14 protein-coding genes are annotated in these 15,025 nt (G+C 49.0%); 5 read left to right on the forward strand and 9 right to left on the reverse strand.

Features of this window, described 5'->3' with window-relative positions:
• Nucleotides 1-45: 45 nt before the first annotated feature.
• On the reverse strand, nucleotides 46-771 hold the full coding sequence (tonB, locus tag EDF88_RS03565) for a TonB system transport protein TonB (protein WP_134183266.1): 726 nt from the start codon (nucleotides 769-771) through the stop codon (nucleotides 46-48).
• Nucleotides 772-1,007: 236 nt separating this feature from the next.
• Between tonB and EDF88_RS03570 the strand changes: the two genes are divergently transcribed.
• On the forward strand, nucleotides 1,008-1,304 hold the full coding sequence (locus tag EDF88_RS03570) for a YciI family protein (protein WP_034455828.1): 297 nt from the start codon (nucleotides 1,008-1,010) through the stop codon (nucleotides 1,302-1,304).
• Between the two features lie 42 nt (nucleotides 1,305-1,346).
• Entirely contained in the window at nucleotides 1,347-1,502 is a 156-nt protein-coding gene (locus tag EDF88_RS24645; protein ID WP_154150139.1) for a hypothetical protein, read from the forward strand.
• 47 nt (nucleotides 1,503-1,549) lie between these two features.
• On the opposite strand, the gene EDF88_RS03575 is transcribed toward EDF88_RS24645, so the two are convergent.
• Nucleotides 1,550-1,732 carry a YciY family protein gene (locus EDF88_RS03575; RefSeq protein WP_072009405.1) on the reverse strand — a complete coding sequence of 61 codons (183 nt, stop codon included), beginning with the start codon at nucleotides 1,730-1,732 and terminating at the stop codon, nucleotides 1,550-1,552.
• A 207-nt stretch (nucleotides 1,733-1,939) separates the two neighbouring features.
• On the opposite strand from EDF88_RS03575, the gene cls reads away from it, so the two are divergent.
• Together cls and EDF88_RS03585 are read left to right on the forward strand one after the other, a co-directional pair.
• Complete coding sequence (gene cls, locus EDF88_RS03580; RefSeq protein ID WP_064518519.1) at nucleotides 1,940-3,400, forward strand: cardiolipin synthase; 1,461 nt, start codon at nucleotides 1,940-1,942, stop codon at nucleotides 3,398-3,400.
• Between the two features lie 37 nt (nucleotides 3,401-3,437).
• Nucleotides 3,438-3,767 carry an HI1450 family dsDNA-mimic protein gene (locus EDF88_RS03585; RefSeq protein WP_034455830.1) on the forward strand — a complete coding sequence of 110 codons (330 nt, stop codon included), beginning with the start codon at nucleotides 3,438-3,440 and terminating at the stop codon, nucleotides 3,765-3,767.
• Nucleotides 3,768-3,795: 28 nt separating this feature from the next.
• Here EDF88_RS03585 and EDF88_RS03590 read toward each other — a convergent pair whose 3' ends face one another.
• The 7 genes from EDF88_RS03590 to EDF88_RS03620 all read right to left on the reverse strand — a co-directional run bounded on the left by EDF88_RS03590 (nucleotide 3,796) and on the right by EDF88_RS03620 (nucleotide 11,827).
• The gene (locus EDF88_RS03590) at nucleotides 3,796-4,647 is read right to left on the reverse strand and encodes an ion transporter (RefSeq protein WP_064518516.1); all 852 of its coding nucleotides are present in this window, start codon (nucleotides 4,645-4,647) and stop codon (nucleotides 3,796-3,798) included.
• 50 nt (nucleotides 4,648-4,697) lie between these two features.
• On the reverse strand, nucleotides 4,698-5,702 hold the full coding sequence (oppF, locus tag EDF88_RS03595; RefSeq protein ID WP_064518513.1) for a murein tripeptide/oligopeptide ABC transporter ATP binding protein OppF: 1,005 nt from the start codon (nucleotides 5,700-5,702) through the stop codon (nucleotides 4,698-4,700).
• Complete coding sequence (locus EDF88_RS03600) at nucleotides 5,699-6,712, reverse strand: ABC transporter ATP-binding protein (protein WP_064518510.1); 1,014 nt, start codon at nucleotides 6,710-6,712, stop codon at nucleotides 5,699-5,701. Before EDF88_RS03600 ends, oppF begins: the two co-directional genes overlap by 4 nt.
• Before the next feature lie 11 nt (nucleotides 6,713-6,723).
• On the reverse strand, nucleotides 6,724-7,632 hold the full coding sequence (gene oppC, locus EDF88_RS03605; protein WP_064518507.1) for an oligopeptide ABC transporter permease OppC: 909 nt from the start codon (nucleotides 7,630-7,632) through the stop codon (nucleotides 6,724-6,726).
• Nucleotides 7,633-7,646: 14 nt separating this feature from the next.
• The gene (oppB, locus tag EDF88_RS03610) at nucleotides 7,647-8,567 is read right to left on the reverse strand and encodes an oligopeptide ABC transporter permease OppB (RefSeq protein ID WP_064518504.1); all 921 of its coding nucleotides are present in this window, start codon (nucleotides 8,565-8,567) and stop codon (nucleotides 7,647-7,649) included.
• A gap of 216 nt (nucleotides 8,568-8,783) precedes the next feature.
• Entirely contained in the window at nucleotides 8,784-10,418 is a 1,635-nt protein-coding gene (gene oppA, locus EDF88_RS03615) for an oligopeptide ABC transporter substrate-binding protein OppA (RefSeq protein WP_134182959.1), read from the reverse strand.
• 761 nt (nucleotides 10,419-11,179) lie between these two features.
• Nucleotides 11,180-11,827: a YchE family NAAT transporter gene (locus tag EDF88_RS03620; protein WP_064518498.1), complete on the reverse strand. Its 648-nt coding sequence runs from the start codon at nucleotides 11,825-11,827 to the stop codon at nucleotides 11,180-11,182.
• A 479-nt stretch (nucleotides 11,828-12,306) separates the two neighbouring features.
• Between EDF88_RS03620 and adhE the strand changes: the two genes are divergently transcribed.
• The gene (gene adhE, locus EDF88_RS03625; RefSeq protein ID WP_064518495.1) at nucleotides 12,307-14,994 is read left to right on the forward strand and encodes a bifunctional acetaldehyde-CoA/alcohol dehydrogenase; all 2,688 of its coding nucleotides are present in this window, start codon (nucleotides 12,307-12,309) and stop codon (nucleotides 14,992-14,994) included.
• Nucleotides 14,995-15,025: the final 31 nt, after the last annotated feature.

The following is a 15,025-nucleotide window of genomic DNA, read 5'->3' on the forward strand; positions in this document are numbered from 1 at the left end:
AACGGAACCCCATCAGGTTCCGTTTTATTTGGTGCCGGAGATGGATTACTCCATCGTCGCACCGCTGTTAAGCTTGAACACCACGTTGACAATCATTCCTTGCCCTGGCTTGCCGCTTTCGTAGCGCCATTTTTTCATCGCCAGTTTCACCTCGCGTTCGAACATATTGGCAGGTGTCGCGGAAAGAATCGTCACATTACTCACGCTACCATCTGCAGCAACATCAAACTTCACACGCACTTTGCCTTCTATGCGCAGCGCATGCGCGCGGGCAGGATACTGTGGCGAATTACGGCTAAGCGCACGCGGCCCAGTTGCAACAGGTGCTGGTGAGGCAACAGGTGCAGTGTTTGCAACCGGTGCGGGACGCGCTGGTGCGGTGTTAGTTACCGGTGCGCTCGGACGCGGTTCAACCGGCCTTACTTCGCGCTTCGGCTCTTCAACCTTTTTCACCGGCTTCGGTTTTGGCTTAGGTTTTGGTTTCGGTTCTGGCTTATGAATGACAACTGGCGCCTCTTTCGGCGGCTCAGGGATCGGTTCAGGCTCAGGTTCGGCTACCGGCTCTGGCGGTGGCTGAACAACTTCAGGTTGTGGTGGTTCAAGCTCAGCCGGAGTCACCATAGTGATACTGATAGGCTGCGCAGGTGCTGGCAACTCAACAACCTGATGATGTACCGAGGTATAGAGAGCCGCCGCGACAATAGCACCATGAAGTACGACAGAGAGCGCGGTCGGCCACGGAAAGCGGCGGCGAGGTAAATCAAGGGTCATTGACGTCATAATGTCTTAGGTCTCTTAAACAGGCGTCAATTTTAAATGCAAATAGCAATCATATTCAACAACGCATCGAACAAAGTCGCTCATTTTCCTGCCAGGCGCTGGATTTTCCCACATTCAACGTAGTGATTTAACATCTTGTTAATACGCAATAGATTTCAAGTTGCAGTCTTAGCTCCATTCACTTACCGTGTTTTACATATCTCATATCTATATAAGGAGTGCTGCACGTGCTGTATGTCATTTATGCGGAAGATAATGCCGACTCTCTCGAAAAACGCACGGCTGTGCGCCCTGCCCACCTGGCCCGTCTACAACTTTTACGCGATGAAGGTCGCCTGTTAACTGCCGGGCCTATGCCTGCTGTTGACAGTAATGATCCTGGTGCTGCGGGTTTTACCGGTTCAACGGTGATTGCTGAGTTTGCATCTCTTGAAGATGCACAAGCCTGGGCTGAAGCAGATCCTTATATCGCGGCGGGTGTGTACAAACAGGTAGCAATCAAGCCATTCAAGAAGGTATTCTGATTAAACTATTCGTACGGCGAATGAATTTATCAGGAAATTTTTATGGATTTGTTTGATGAGTCTTATGAGCGCCATAAGCAGTCTGTGGGTAATCAGGAAGCACGCTGGAACGCCTGGCTTGCCAAACATCCTTTGGTGATTGTCGCGGCGGCATCGGTCACAGTGCTGATTATTTTACTGGCAATGCATTTCTCGTAAGCCCGAGATTTTGAAGATACTGGGCACCGCAAGCGGTGCCCTTTTCTTTACGACGCCCATTGATCGTGAATGGCAAACAGCAAGGAGTTACGCTGGCGGTTTGTCTGGCACTTTCTGATGGCGTGAATGCGCATATTGCGGCGTGACTGACCTTCCAGCCAACGCGATCTGCGCCGTTGTGTCTGACGCAGCATACGCCAACGTCCGACCTCAGTTCTACTACGCCTCATTTTTACGACTCGGGTTGCATGTAAGACGCGCCATTATAGTGTCTTCTTCACGCCAGACCAGCCGTTTTACGATTATACCCGTCATACTTAAGTTGTCGGTGCGCAGGCTTACTACAACTCAAATTATTTTGGGTATAGTTTTAGTGTCAACCTCTGGCGGTTGTGCGTAAACTCAAAAGCATACGGTTTCTAAAGGATTTTTGAACTATGACAACCTTCTATACAGTTGTTAGTTGGCTGATCATTTTAGGTTATTGGCTTCTAATAGCCGGCGTAACGCTGCGAATTTTAATGAAGCGCCGCGCAGTTCCTTCGGCCATGGCATGGCTGCTGATTATTTATATTCTTCCTCTGGTAGGGATAATCGCCTACCTCTCGTTTGGTGAGTTGCATCTGGGCAAACGTCGTGCCGAACGCGCGCGTGCTATGTGGCCATCAACGGCAAAATGGCTTAACGACCTTAAAAGCTGCAAACATATTTTTGCCGAAGAAAACAGCGAAGTCGCGACATCGTTATTCCAATTGTGTGAACGTCGCCAGGGGATTGGTGGCGTTAAGGGCAACCAGCTACAACTGCTCACCACCTCTGATGAAACGATGCATGCGTTGATTCGTGATATTCAGCTGGCTCGCCATAACATCGAGATGGTGTTTTATATCTGGCAGCCAGGAGGGTTAGCAGACCAGGTGGCTGAATCGCTGATGGCCGCAGCTCGCCGTGGTATTCACTGCCGCTTAATGCTCGACTCAGCTGGCAGCGTCGCCTTCTTCCGCAGCCCTTGGGCGAACATGATGCGTAACGCCGGCGTGGAAGTCGTTGAAGCACTCAAAGTTAATTTGATGCGTGTGTTCTTGCGCCGTATGGATTTACGTCAGCACCGTAAGATGGTGATGATCGATAACTATATCGCTTACACAGGCAGTATGAATCTCGTCGACCCACGCTTCTTTAAACAAGATGCAGGCGTTGGGCAATGGGTCGATTTAATGGCGCGTATGGAAGGCCCGGTTGCCACAGCAATGGGGATTGTCTATTCCTGTGACTGGGAAATCGAAACCGGTAAGCGCATTTTACCTCCCGCGCCAGATGCCAATATCATGCCGTTTGAAGAAGCGACCGGGCATACTATTCACACGATTGCTTCAGGCCCAGGCTTCCCGGAAGATTTGATTCATCAGGCACTGCTGACGTCAGTTTATGCGGCACGTGAATACCTGATTATGACGACCCCCTATTTTGTGCCGAGCGACGATTTGCTTCACGCGATTTGTACTGCGGCACAACGTGGCGTCGACGTCAGTATTATTGTGCCACGCAAGAACGACTCATTACTGGTGGGTTGGGCAAGCCGGGCATTCTTTACCGAATTGCTGGAAGCTGGCGTTAAGATTTACCAGTTCGAAGGCGGCCTGCTGCATACTAAGAGCGTACTGGTCGATGGGCAACTCAGTCTGGTGGGTACGGTTAATCTGGATATGCGTAGTCTTTGGCTCAATTTCGAGATAACCCTGGTTATCGATGACTCCGGTTTTGCCAGCGACCTTGCCGCCGTACAGGACGATTATATCTCCCGCTCACGGCTGGTTGATCTACGCTTGTGGTTGAAACGCCCAATGTGGCAACGTGTGGTAGAGCGACTGTTTTACTTCTTTAGCCCGTTGCTGTAAAACGTGGCGCATCAGCACTCGATAAGTGGAAATAGACATGGAAATGGATCTGAACAACCGCCTGACAGAAGATGAAACTCTCGAGCAGGCTTACGATATTTTTCTCGAACTGGCGGTTGATAACCTCGACCCGGCAGATGTGATTTTATTTAACCTGCAATTTGAAGAGCGTGGCGGTGCCGAGCTTTTTGACCCCGCTGAAGACTGGCAGGAGCATGTAGATTTCGACCTGAACCCTGACTTCTTTGCCGAAGTAGTGATTGGCCTTGCCGACACAGACGGTGGCGAAATCAACGATATCTTTGCTCGTGTGCTGCTGTGCCGCGAAAAAGATCACAAGCTCTGCCATATTCTCTGGCGCGAGTGATGCTTTTTAGCGCGGCACTGCTGCCGCGCTACTCTTCTTTCCCTATTAGCGGTAATCGCCCACCACACGACTTACAATATTGAGCGTTAGTCTCATGATCTTGCTGGTGACATAACGGGCATTTTCGCTCCAGCCTTTTGCGTTGTAATTCCGTCGTCATTTGCGCGGTCAAAATCCCCGTTGGGATAGCAATCACCGAGTAACCAATCAAGATAAGTAATGACGCCACGAACCTTCCTAACGGAGTATGAGGCGTAATATCGCCGTAACCTACTGTCGCAACCGTCACCACAGCCCAATAAACCGAAACGCCAAGACTTGTAAAGCCGTTAACAGCCCCTTCAATTCCATACATTAATGCGCCAGCGGTGACTAATACGATGGCGATAAATGAATAGAATAGAATGAGTTGATGCCGGGAATTGACCACCGCACGCCATAAGCTATTTAACGCAGGCATTAAGCGCAGTAATTTCAGGATACGTAGTACGCGAATTGCCCGCATGGCACGCCATGCAAAGAAATAGTGTATCGCCAGCTCCGGCCACAACCATAAAACATAAAGCGGCAGAATTGTCGCAAGATCGATAAACCCCCAGAAACTGAATACATAGCGCACTGGCTCAGGCCAGACAAGCACGCGCAATACGTATTCAAGGGTAAAGACCAGGGTAAAACCGATTTCGATGGCGATAAACATCCGCCACTGTTCAGGAGTGAAAGTGACTTGATTGCCGATGCTGGATTCAATAAAAACAGTGATGACACTAAGCAGCGCCAGCAAACCCCATAATACTTCGGAGCGGCGCCCTGAGCGGGTTCGTTGGTCAAATAAAACGTGGTAACAACGTTGTCTTAAAGAACTCTTATTCCCTGTCACGAAAACCTCGCCTGTAAAAAAAGGGCTGGCGTAATGCCAGCCCTGCGAGATTATAACGGGTCAACCTTCAGACAGGAAACGGCATGCTTGAAACTGCCTTCCAGAACTGGGCGAGTTTTCGCACATTCTGGCCCTGCAATCGGGCAGCGCGTACGGAACACGCAGCCTGACGGCGGGTTGATTGGCGAGGGCAACTCCCCTTCGAGAAGTTGTATCGTTTTATTTCTTTCCAGATCCGGGTCAGGAATTGGCACCGCAGACATCAACGCTTTGGTGTAAGGGTGCAGCGGGTTGTGATACACCTCATCATAGGTGCCCAGCTCAACGGCATGGCCCAGATACATCACCAGAACGCGGTCAGAGATGTGTTTTACCACTGCTAAATCGTGCGCGATGAAGATTAGGGAAAGCCCCATTTCACGTTGCAGTTTTTGCAGCAGGTTCACAACCTGAGCCTGGATTGATACGTCGAGCGCAGAAACCGGTTCGTCACAGATAATCAGTTTTGGCTCAAGGATCAAAGCACGGGCGATCCCGATACGCTGGCACTGGCCACCTGAAAACTCGTGCGGGTAACGGTTGATGAGGTTTGGCAGCAAGCCCACTTTCATCATCATCGCTTTTACGCGGTCACGAACTTCCTGGCGCGGCATTTTCGGGTGATAGGTGCGCAGCGGCTCAGCGATAATATCGCCGATATTCATACGCGGGTTGAGCGACGCGAGCGGGTCCTGGAAAATCATCTGGATGTCGCTACGCACATCGCGCCACTCGTCCTGATTCATGCCCAGCAAATCTTTACCCAGCCATGCCACGCGGCCTTCCGTCGCTTTCACCAGGCCGATAATCGCACGGGCAAATGTCGATTTTCCGCAGCCCGATTCCCCTACCACGCCCAGCGTTTCGCCTTCGTATAAACGCAGCGTCACGCCATCAACCGCTTTCAGGGTTTTAGAGGGTTGCCAGAACCACTGCCTGCCGTCTTTGATATCAAAGTGAACTTTAAGGTCAGCGATTTCTAAGAGGACTTTTTTCTCTTGCGTCACGGCGTTCATACTAACTCCTCCACTGGCTTAAAGCAGGCGCGTAAGCGGCCCTCACCAAATTGTTCCAGCGGCGGTGCTGTGTTACAGATTTCCATCGCATGTGGGCAACGAGGCTGGAACGGGCAACCCTTCGGCAAACGCAACAGGTTTGGCGGGTTGCCAGGAATAGTCAGCAGTGATTCACCTTCAGCATCCAGACGCGGTACCGCATTTAGCAGACCGATAGAATACGGGTGAACCGGGTTGTAAAACACATCCCGCGCCTGACCATACTCCATAGTACGGCCAGCATACATCACCAGTACTTTGTCGCAGATCCCGGCAACAACACCCAGATCGTGGGTGATCATGATAATCGCGGTGTTGAACTCACGTTTAAGCTCGTTCAGCAGCGTCATGATTTGTGCCTGAACGGTCACATCCAGTGCTGTCGTTGGCTCATCTGCAATCAGCAGTTTTGGACGGCACAGTAACGCCATGGCAATCATTACGCGCTGGCGCATACCGCCGGAAAACTCATGCGGGAACATACGCATGCGTTTCCGTGCTTCAGGCATTTTAACCGCATCGAGCATACGAACAGATTCTTCAAACGCTTCCGCTTTGCCCAATTTTTTGTGCAACATCAGCACTTCCATTAACTGCTCGCCTACACGCATGTAAGGATTCAGTGAGGTCATTGGGTCCTGGAAGATCATCGAAATCTGTTCTGCACGCAGGCGGTTAAGCTGGCTTTCGGGCAGGTTCAGAATCTCTTTGCCATTAAACTTCGCGGAGCCACCAATACGGCCGTTCGCCGCCAGCAAACCCATCAAAGCAAAAGCCGTTTGCGATTTACCGGAACCGGATTCGCCCACAATACCCAGTGTTTCACCGGCACGCAGGCTGAAATTCAGATCGTTTACCGCAGTAACATCACCGTCTGGCGTACTGAAGGTGACGCGCAGATCTTTTACGTCTAACAACGTAGAAGCCTGGCTCAGTGGAGTAACCACCGCAGGATTTTCAATTGTGCTCATCGCGGCACTCCTTAACGATCTTTCGGGTCGAGGGCATCACGCAGACCATCGCCGATAAAGTTGAAACAGAACAGAGTGATAACCAGGAAGCCTGCCGGGAACATTAGCAACCATGGGGAAACTTCCATGGAGTTGGCACCATCGCTCAGCAATGCACCCCAGCTACTTAGTGGCTCTTGTGTACCCAGCCCCAGGAAGCTCAGGAAAGATTCGAACAGGATCATGCTTGGCACCAGCAGCGAGGCATAAACCACCACTACGCCGAGTACGTTTGGCACAATGTGACGAACAACAATGTTAACGGTAGAAACACCGCCAACCTGGGCTGCTTCAATGAACTCTTTACGTTTCAGGCTCAGCGTTTGGCCACGCACGATACGCGCCATATCCAGCCAGGAAACCATGCCGATTGCGACAAAAATCAGCAGGATGTTTTGCCCGAAGAATGTCACCAGCAAAATAACGAAGAACATGAATGGGAAGGAGTTGAGGATCTCGAGCAGACGCATCATCACAGAGTCGGTTTTGCCACCCAGATAACCTGCAAGCGAGCCATACAATGTGCCAACGACTACCGCGACCAGTGCCGCCGCAACACCCACCATCAATGAGATACGGCCACCGATTGCGACACGAACCAGCAGGTCACGACCTGAAGAGTCCGTACCGAAATAGTGACCAGAGGTCATGTCCGGTGCGGCCGACATCATTCCCCAATCGGTATCAAAATAGCTAAACTGCGACAGCATTGGCGCGAAGGTCACGAACAGCGCGATAAGTGCCAGGACAATCAGACTCGCTACCGCTGCACGGTTATGCATAAAGCGGCGACGGGCGTCTTGCCAAAGGCTACGGCCTTCTACTTCTAGTTTTTCACTGAAGTTTTCCAGCGCCTCGCTGTTTTTATTACTCAACATCATGGCGTACTCCAGCGTCAGTAACGGATTTTCGGATCGATAACGGCATACAGCACATCAACAATCGCGTTAAAGAGAATAGTTAGCGCGCCAACCAGAATGGTCAGGCTCAGAACCAATGAATAGTCACGGTTCAACGCTCCGTTTACGAACAACTGGCCGATACCCGGTAATCCGTAAATGGTTTCAATAACCATCGAGCCTGTGATGATACCGACAAATGCCGGGCCCAAATATGACAGAACGGGTAGCAGTGCAGGTTTCAACGCGTGGCGCAAAATAATGCGGCGCATCGGCAAACCTTTCGCACGGGCGGTACGGATAAAGTTGGAGTGCAGAACTTCAATCATTGAGCCACGAGTGATACGCGCGATACTGGCAATATAAGCCAAAGACAACGCGACCATCGGCAGGATCATGTATTGAATAGCCCCTCCGTTCCACCCGCCTCCGGGCAACCACTTGAGGGTTATCGCAAATATCAGAACCAGTAATGGCGCAACCACGAAGCTCGGGATAACTACCCCGGTCATGGCTATCCCCATTACGGCGTAATCCCATTTGGTATTTTGATTCAGTGCGGCAATAACCCCAGCGAAAACCCCTAAAACAACGGCAAAGATAAATGCGGCAGCACCCAATTTTGCCGAGACTGGGAAGCTTGAGGCCACCAGGTCGTTCACTGAATAATCTTTATATTTAAATGACGGGCCAAAATCACCGTGCGCCAGTTGTTTCAGATAGCTGAAATACTGGGTCGAGATCGGATCGTTTAAATGGTATTTGGCTTCAATGTTCGCCATAACTTCCGGCGGCAGTGCGCGTTCGCTGGTAAAAGGGCTACCTGGCGCAAGGCGCATCATGAAGAATGAAATTGTTATAAGAATAAATAGTGTCGGAATTGCTTCCAGACAACGACGCAGAATAAATTTCAACATTGCCCGTACCTTCTGGCTGTGCCTTTAGAGTGCGATAAAATAAGACACGATGGAGCAAGCTCTACCCTTTTATCTTAAATAATTCACGTTGCAGGAAGGCGACAAGCTCATGAATCCCCAGGAACATAAACAAACTATGTGACTGGGGTGAATGAGTGCAGTTAACGCACCTGCAGCGTGAAGTATGAGGGATAAAACTTGCCCCACGAATTGCCATTAATGTTTGATGATATACATATCTTTAGTATAGATATTATCCATCGGGTCTTTACCGGTATAACCGCCAACCCATGGTTTCACCAGACGGGCATTCACATAGTAATAAACCGGAACGATTGCAGAATCTTTGCCCAATTGCTGTTCCGCTTTATCGTATGCGGCAGAGCGTTGCGCATCATCAGTCGCTTTCAGCGATTCCGCCATAATGGCGTCAAAGGCTGGGCTCTTATAATGCGCGGTGTTCATTGAGCTTGTAGACAGCATCGTATTCAGGAAGGAAGTCGGTTCGTTGTAATCCGCACACCAGCCAGCACGCGCAACGTTATAGTTGCCCTGATGACGCGTATCGAGGAAGGTTTTCCACTCCTGGTTTACCAGCTTAACGTTCACACCGAGGTTTTTCTGCCAGATAGAAGCAGCTGCAATAGCCAGTTTCTTGTGCAGATCGGAGGTGTTGTACAACAGGTCGAAGGTTAGCGGTTTATCTTTGGTGTAACCCGCTTCAGCCAGCAACTTCTTAGCTTCTTCGTTACGTTTTTCCTGAGTCCATGAGAACCACTCAGGTTTAGTCAGTTTTGCACCGTCAGTATAAGGAGGGGTATAGCCATATGCTGGCAGATCGCCCTGCGCCTTCACTTTATTAACGATAATGTCACGATCCAGACCCAGTTTCAGAGCGGTACGGACACGCGCATCGTTAAATGGAGCTTTCTGGTTGTTAATTTCGTAGTAGTAAGTACACAGATACGGGTCAACGTGTACTTCAGCTGGAATTTCTTTTTTCAGCTTCTGGAACAGCTCGATTGGCAGGTTGTTATACGTCATGTCAATCTCACCGCTGCGGTAGCGGTTAACATCCGTGACTTCGGAAGAGATTGGCAGATAGGTAATTTGCGAAATAACGGTTTTCGCGTTATCCCAATAATTGGTATTACGTTCCATGACGATGCGTTCGTTAACAACCCAGTCTTTCAGTTTATAAGCACCGTTGCTCACGATGTTTGCAGGCTGGGTCCACTTCTCACCAAACTTCTCAATGGCGGTTTTATTCACCGGGGACATCGCCGGGTTAACCAGAAGTTTATAGAAGTAAGGAACAGGCTCGCTCAAAGTGACTTCCAGAGTGTGGTCGTCAATGGCTTTTACGCCCAGTTCACTTGGTTTCATTTTTCCGTCGATAATAGCATCAACGTTTACGATATGGCCGTATTGCGGGTAGCTTGCGTATGGGGAAGCAGTATTTGGATCAACCAGACGCTGCCAGCTATAAACGAAATCTTGTGCTGTGACTGGCTCGCCGTTAGACCATTTCGCATCTTTACGCAGATGGAAGGTCCAGACTTTGAAATCTTTATTATCCCAGGACTCTGCTACGCCCGGAATTGGGTGACCGTCTTTTGGAGAAGTAATCAATAAACCTTCAAACAGGTCACGGCTCACGTTTGACTCAGGAACACCTTCAATCTTATTTGGGTCCAGAGACTGTGGTTCAGCACCGTTATTTCGGATCAACGTTTGCTTTTCTGACAGTTGAACACCTGCAGGAACTTCGGCCGCCATGGCCACATTGCCTACGATTAGCGCGGATAAAATACTTGCTGCTACCAGACTTTTTTTTGTGATGATGGACATTGTGTTGATACTCCACTCATTATAATTACCGACCCGAAAGCCAGCCTCTTCCCCTTAGGGTTCCTTAACAGCGCAAGAGCGTTATGCGACTGTCCGGATTAACTTCTTGTCTTACTTGCTATCACCGACTTTATTTTTGGGGACGCTCTTATTGGCACCCTGCTCCGTCGATTCTTAATCAACCTACCCTGTACTCAGGTTGATTTTTATGAGTCATCTGTAAATGAAACATTTCTCAGATAATTGTGTTGCCCGGAAAGTATCAAAAGCCTCTGACGCTCGCCAATACAATTTGCAAATTTGTTAACCATTTCTCTTTTATCTATTCGGAGACTGGTTCGTAACGATGCTTTTTCCGTGTAAAACACTCGGTTAACTCTTTAAAAATAAAAGGTATACCGGTGATCAAAAAGATGAGTTTCGCGCAGACTGACGGCACCCACCCCTAATTCACGAAAAATTAACAATTGGTTATTTTTTAGCACATTCATCTGCTGGATAGCATGATTAACTAATATCATCTCAATAAAGCGGCAGCAAGCATCATTGTGTAGTGTGAGTTAAATAACGAACTGATTGTCAGTTTTATGTACAGCGGGGAAAAGTGAAGGTAGTTAATACGCGGTTTCCAAAGCATTTTCTTATGGATAATTTTCTTATGAAAACTGAAAAAATGCTTATGCTTTATTGGTATTGGTGTGAAATTAACAAAAAAAAGCAGAATAATTATTCTGCTTTTTCATACGAACCTTTCAGCAGAACTAACTTAACAGTCCCGGGAAGATCGTTTTCAGGCCAGTCACAATAAACTCTATACCCAGAGCCATCAGTAACAGACCCATTATACGGGTAATGACGTTGATGCCGGTTTGACCCAGCAGGCGTACTAGCCATGGCGCAAGGCGGAACACCAACCAACAACAAAATGCAAAGAGCGCAATAGCGATTGTAAAACCGACCAGATAATTCCAGCTATGGTAACGCGTGCCCCATACGATGGTCGAACTTATTGCACCAGGACCGGCCATTAAAGGCAATGCTAATGGCACAACACCCACACTTTCACGAATGGCGCTTTCTGATTTTTCTTGTTTGTTCTGTTTATCTTCCCCAAGCTTACCGCTGATCATCGACATCGCAATGGTGACCACCAGAATACCGCCGGCAATGCGGAAAGAATCAATTGATATACCAAATAATTGCAGAATACCGTCACCGAGGAACAACGATGTCCATAAAATAATCGCTACCGACAGGTTGGCGGTAAGGTTTGTTTTATTCCTGGCCAACGCCGTTTGGTAGCTGGTCATACTAATGAATACAGGAATGATCCCCACTGGGTTTACCAGCGCGAACAAGCCAATAAAGAACTTAAAATAGGTAGGCAAATCGAACAAGGGTTGGGCCACTCAAAACTCCGCGAATGAACGTAGCAAAGGCCGGCGTAATGTAATGGAAAACAGGTGCTGGCGCCACGCACTTTCGCAGCATAGATAACTACTTTTATTAGCAAATGCGATATTAAACGATAATGTTACCCACTTGTTGAAAATATGGTAATTTGTTTTATCTTTGCTGTGACTAAAATTTTAAAGACTTATCAGTTACCTCAATCCTCCCTGCTGAATGGAGTCAGCCTTAAAATATTGTGATTTACATCACAAAAAACCTACTCAGAAGTGAGTACTCTTGATGCATCTGAAGAGCAAATGATTCAGAGGATGAATAGGTTTTTTTAGGTAGGCTCTTTTAGTAAGTCAGCAAGATGTTTTGGGAAGTTTTTGGATAGTCGTGGCTCGTGTCTTACGCAAGCTGTTGCCCGCTGACTATACTGTCGTCTCGAGCAGCTCATTTACTAAAAGAGTTTAAACATTATCAGGAGAGCATTATGGCTGTAACTAATGTCGCTGAACTTAACGCACTTGTAGAGCGCGTCAAGAAAGCCCAGCGTGAATATGCCAACTTTACTCAAGAGCAAGTTGATAAAATCTTCCGCGCCGCCGCTCTGGCTGCCGCAGATGCTCGAATCCCTCTCGCGAAACTGGCCGTTGCCGAATCTGGCATGGGTATCGTTGAAGATAAAGTGATCAAAAACCACTTTGCTTCAGAGTATATCTACAACGCCTATAAAGATGAAAAGACCTGCGGTGTTCTGTCTGAAGACCACACGTTCGGGACTATCACCATCGCTGAGCCAATCGGTATCATCTGCGGTATCGTGCCAACGACTAACCCAACTTCAACGGCTATCTTTAAGTCTCTGATCAGCCTGAAGACTCGTAACGCAATCATCTTCTCTCCACACCCACGTGCAAAAGACGCGACCAACAAAGCAGCGGACATCGTTCTGCAAGCTGCGATCGCTGCTGGTGCACCTAAAGATCTGATCGGTTGGATTGACCAACCATCTGTCGAACTGTCTAACGCTCTGATGCACCACCCAGATATCAACATGATTCTGGCAACTGGTGGCCCAGGCATGGTTAAAGCAGCATACAGCTCCGGTAAACCAGCAATCGGCGTAGGCGCAGGTAACACCCCTGTTGTTGTTGACGAAACTGCCGACATCAAACGTGTAGTTGCTTCTATCCTGATGTCTAAAACCTTCGATAACGGCGTAATCTGTGCTTCCGAGCAATCAGTTATCGTTGTTGACTCTGCTTACAACGCAGTGCGCGAACGTTTTGCATCCCACGGCGGCTACATGCTGCAGGGTAAAGAGCTGAAAGCTGTTCAGGACATCATCCTGAAAAATGGCGCACTGAACGCAGCTATCGTTGGTCAGCCAGCAACTAAAATTGCTGAACTGGCAGGCTTCACAGTACCGGCTGACACCAAGATCCTGATTGGTGAAGTTAGCGTTGTTGACGAGTCTGAGCCATTCGCTCACGAAAAACTGTCTCCAACTCTGGCTATGTACCGTGCTAAGAGCTTTGAAGACGCTGTTGTTAAAGCTGAGAAACTGGTTGAGATGGGCGGCATCGGCCACACATCTTGCCTGTACACAGACCAGGACAACCAGCCAGAGCGCGTTAAGCACTTCGGCGACAAAATGAAAACTGCACGTATCCTGATCAACACCCCTGCTTCTCAGGGTGGTATCGGTGACCTGTACAACTTCAAACTCGCGCCTTCCCTGACTCTGGGTTGTGGCTCATGGGGTGGTAACTCCATCTCTGAGAACGTGGGTCCTAAGCACCTGATCAACAAGAAAACCGTTGCTAAGCGAGCTGAGAACATGTTGTGGCATAAACTTCCGAAATCTATCTACTTCCGCCGTGGCTCTCTGCCAATCGCGCTGGACGAAGTGATTACTGATGGTCACAAACGTGCGATGATCGTTACCGACCGTTTCCTGTTCAACAACGGCTATGCAGACCAGATCACTTCTGTTCTGAAAGCAGCTGGCGTTGAAACTGAAGTATTCTTCGAAGTAGAAGCTGATCCGACTCTGTCCGTAGTACGTAAAGGTGCAGAACTGGCGAACTCCTTCAAACCAGACGTGATTATCGCGCTGGGTGGTGGTTCACCGATGGATGCTGCGAAAATCATGTGGGTCATGTACGAGCACCCAGAAACTCACTTCGAAGAACTGGCTCTGCGCTTCATGGACATCCGTAAGCGTATCTACAAGTTCCCGAAAATGGGCGTAAAAGCGAAAATGATCGCGGTTACTACCACTTCCGGTACTGGTTCAGAAGTGACCCCGTTTGCAGTTGTAACTGATGATGCAACTGGCCAGAAATACCCACTGGCTGACTACGCTCTGACTCCAGATATGGCGATTGTTGATGCCAACCTGGTCATGGACATGCCTAAGTCCCTGTGTGCATTCGGTGGTCTTGATGCCGTAACTCACGCACTGGAAGCTTATGTTTCTGTTCTGGCGAGCGAGTTCTCTGACGGTCAGGCTCTGCAAGCACTGAAACTGCTGAAAGAAAACCTGCCAGCATCTTACAACGAAGGCTCTAAAAACCCAGTTGCTCGTGAGCGTGTACACAACGCTGCGACCATCGCGGGTATCGCGTTTGCGAACGCCTTCTTGGGTGTGTGTCACTCAATGGCTCACAAACTGGGTTCTCAGTTCCACATTCCTCACGGTCTGGCGAACGCCCTGTTGATCTCCAACGTTATCCGTTATAACGCGAACGACAACCCAACTAAGCAGACTGCATTCAGCCAGTATGACCGCCCACAAGCGCGTCGTCGTTATGCTGAAATCGCTGACCATCTGGGTCTGAGCGCACCGGGCGACCGTACTGCTGCTAAGATTGAGAAACTGCTGGCATGGCTTGACAGCATCAAGGCTGAACTGGGTATTCCTAAGTCCATCCGCGAAGCTGGCGTTCAGGAAGCTGACTTCCTGGCTCACGTTGATAAACTGTCTGAAGATGCGTTCGATGACCAGTGTACCGGTGCTAACCCACGTTACCCGCTGATCTCTGAACTGAAACAAATTCTGATGGATACCTTCTACGGTCGTGAATTCTCCGAAGAAGGCAACGAAGCACCATCTGCTAAAGCAACTGCAGCTCCAGCCGTTAAAGCTGACAAGAAAGCGAAGAAAACAGCTTAATTGTAAAGCCTAATAAAAAACCCGCTTCGGC

Origin of the sequence: Buttiauxella sp. BIGb0552 (assembly GCF_004366275.1) — a bacterium.
Taxonomy (GTDB): domain Bacteria; phylum Pseudomonadota; class Gammaproteobacteria; order Enterobacterales; family Enterobacteriaceae; genus Buttiauxella; species Buttiauxella gaviniae.

Coding starts and splice junctions, on each gene's coding strand:
- tonB (WP_134183266.1), bottom strand. CDS start 771: ATGACCCTTGATTTACCTCGCCGCCGCTTTCCGTGGCCGACCGCGCTC.
- EDF88_RS24645 (WP_154150139.1), top strand. CDS start 1,347: ATGGATTTGTTTGATGAGTCTTATGAGCGCCATAAGCAGTCTGTGGGT.
- EDF88_RS03575 (WP_072009405.1), bottom strand. CDS start 1,732: ATGAGGCGTAGTAGAACTGAGGTCGGACGTTGGCGTATGCTGCGTCAG.
- cls (WP_064518519.1), top strand. CDS start 1,940: ATGACAACCTTCTATACAGTTGTTAGTTGGCTGATCATTTTAGGTTAT.
- EDF88_RS03585 (WP_034455830.1), top strand. CDS start 3,438: ATGGAAATGGATCTGAACAACCGCCTGACAGAAGATGAAACTCTCGAG.
- oppF (WP_064518513.1), bottom strand. CDS start 5,702: ATGAACGCCGTGACGCAAGAGAAAAAAGTCCTCTTAGAAATCGCTGAC.
- EDF88_RS03600 (WP_064518510.1), bottom strand. CDS start 6,712: ATGAGCACAATTGAAAATCCTGCGGTGGTTACTCCACTGAGCCAGGCT.
- oppC (WP_064518507.1), bottom strand. CDS start 7,632: ATGATGTTGAGTAATAAAAACAGCGAGGCGCTGGAAAACTTCAGTGAA.
- oppB (WP_064518504.1), bottom strand. CDS start 8,567: ATGTTGAAATTTATTCTGCGTCGTTGTCTGGAAGCAATTCCGACACTA.
- oppA (WP_134182959.1), bottom strand. CDS start 10,418: ATGTCCATCATCACAAAAAAAAGTCTGGTAGCAGCAAGTATTTTATCC.
- adhE (WP_064518495.1), top strand. CDS start 12,307: ATGGCTGTAACTAATGTCGCTGAACTTAACGCACTTGTAGAGCGCGTC.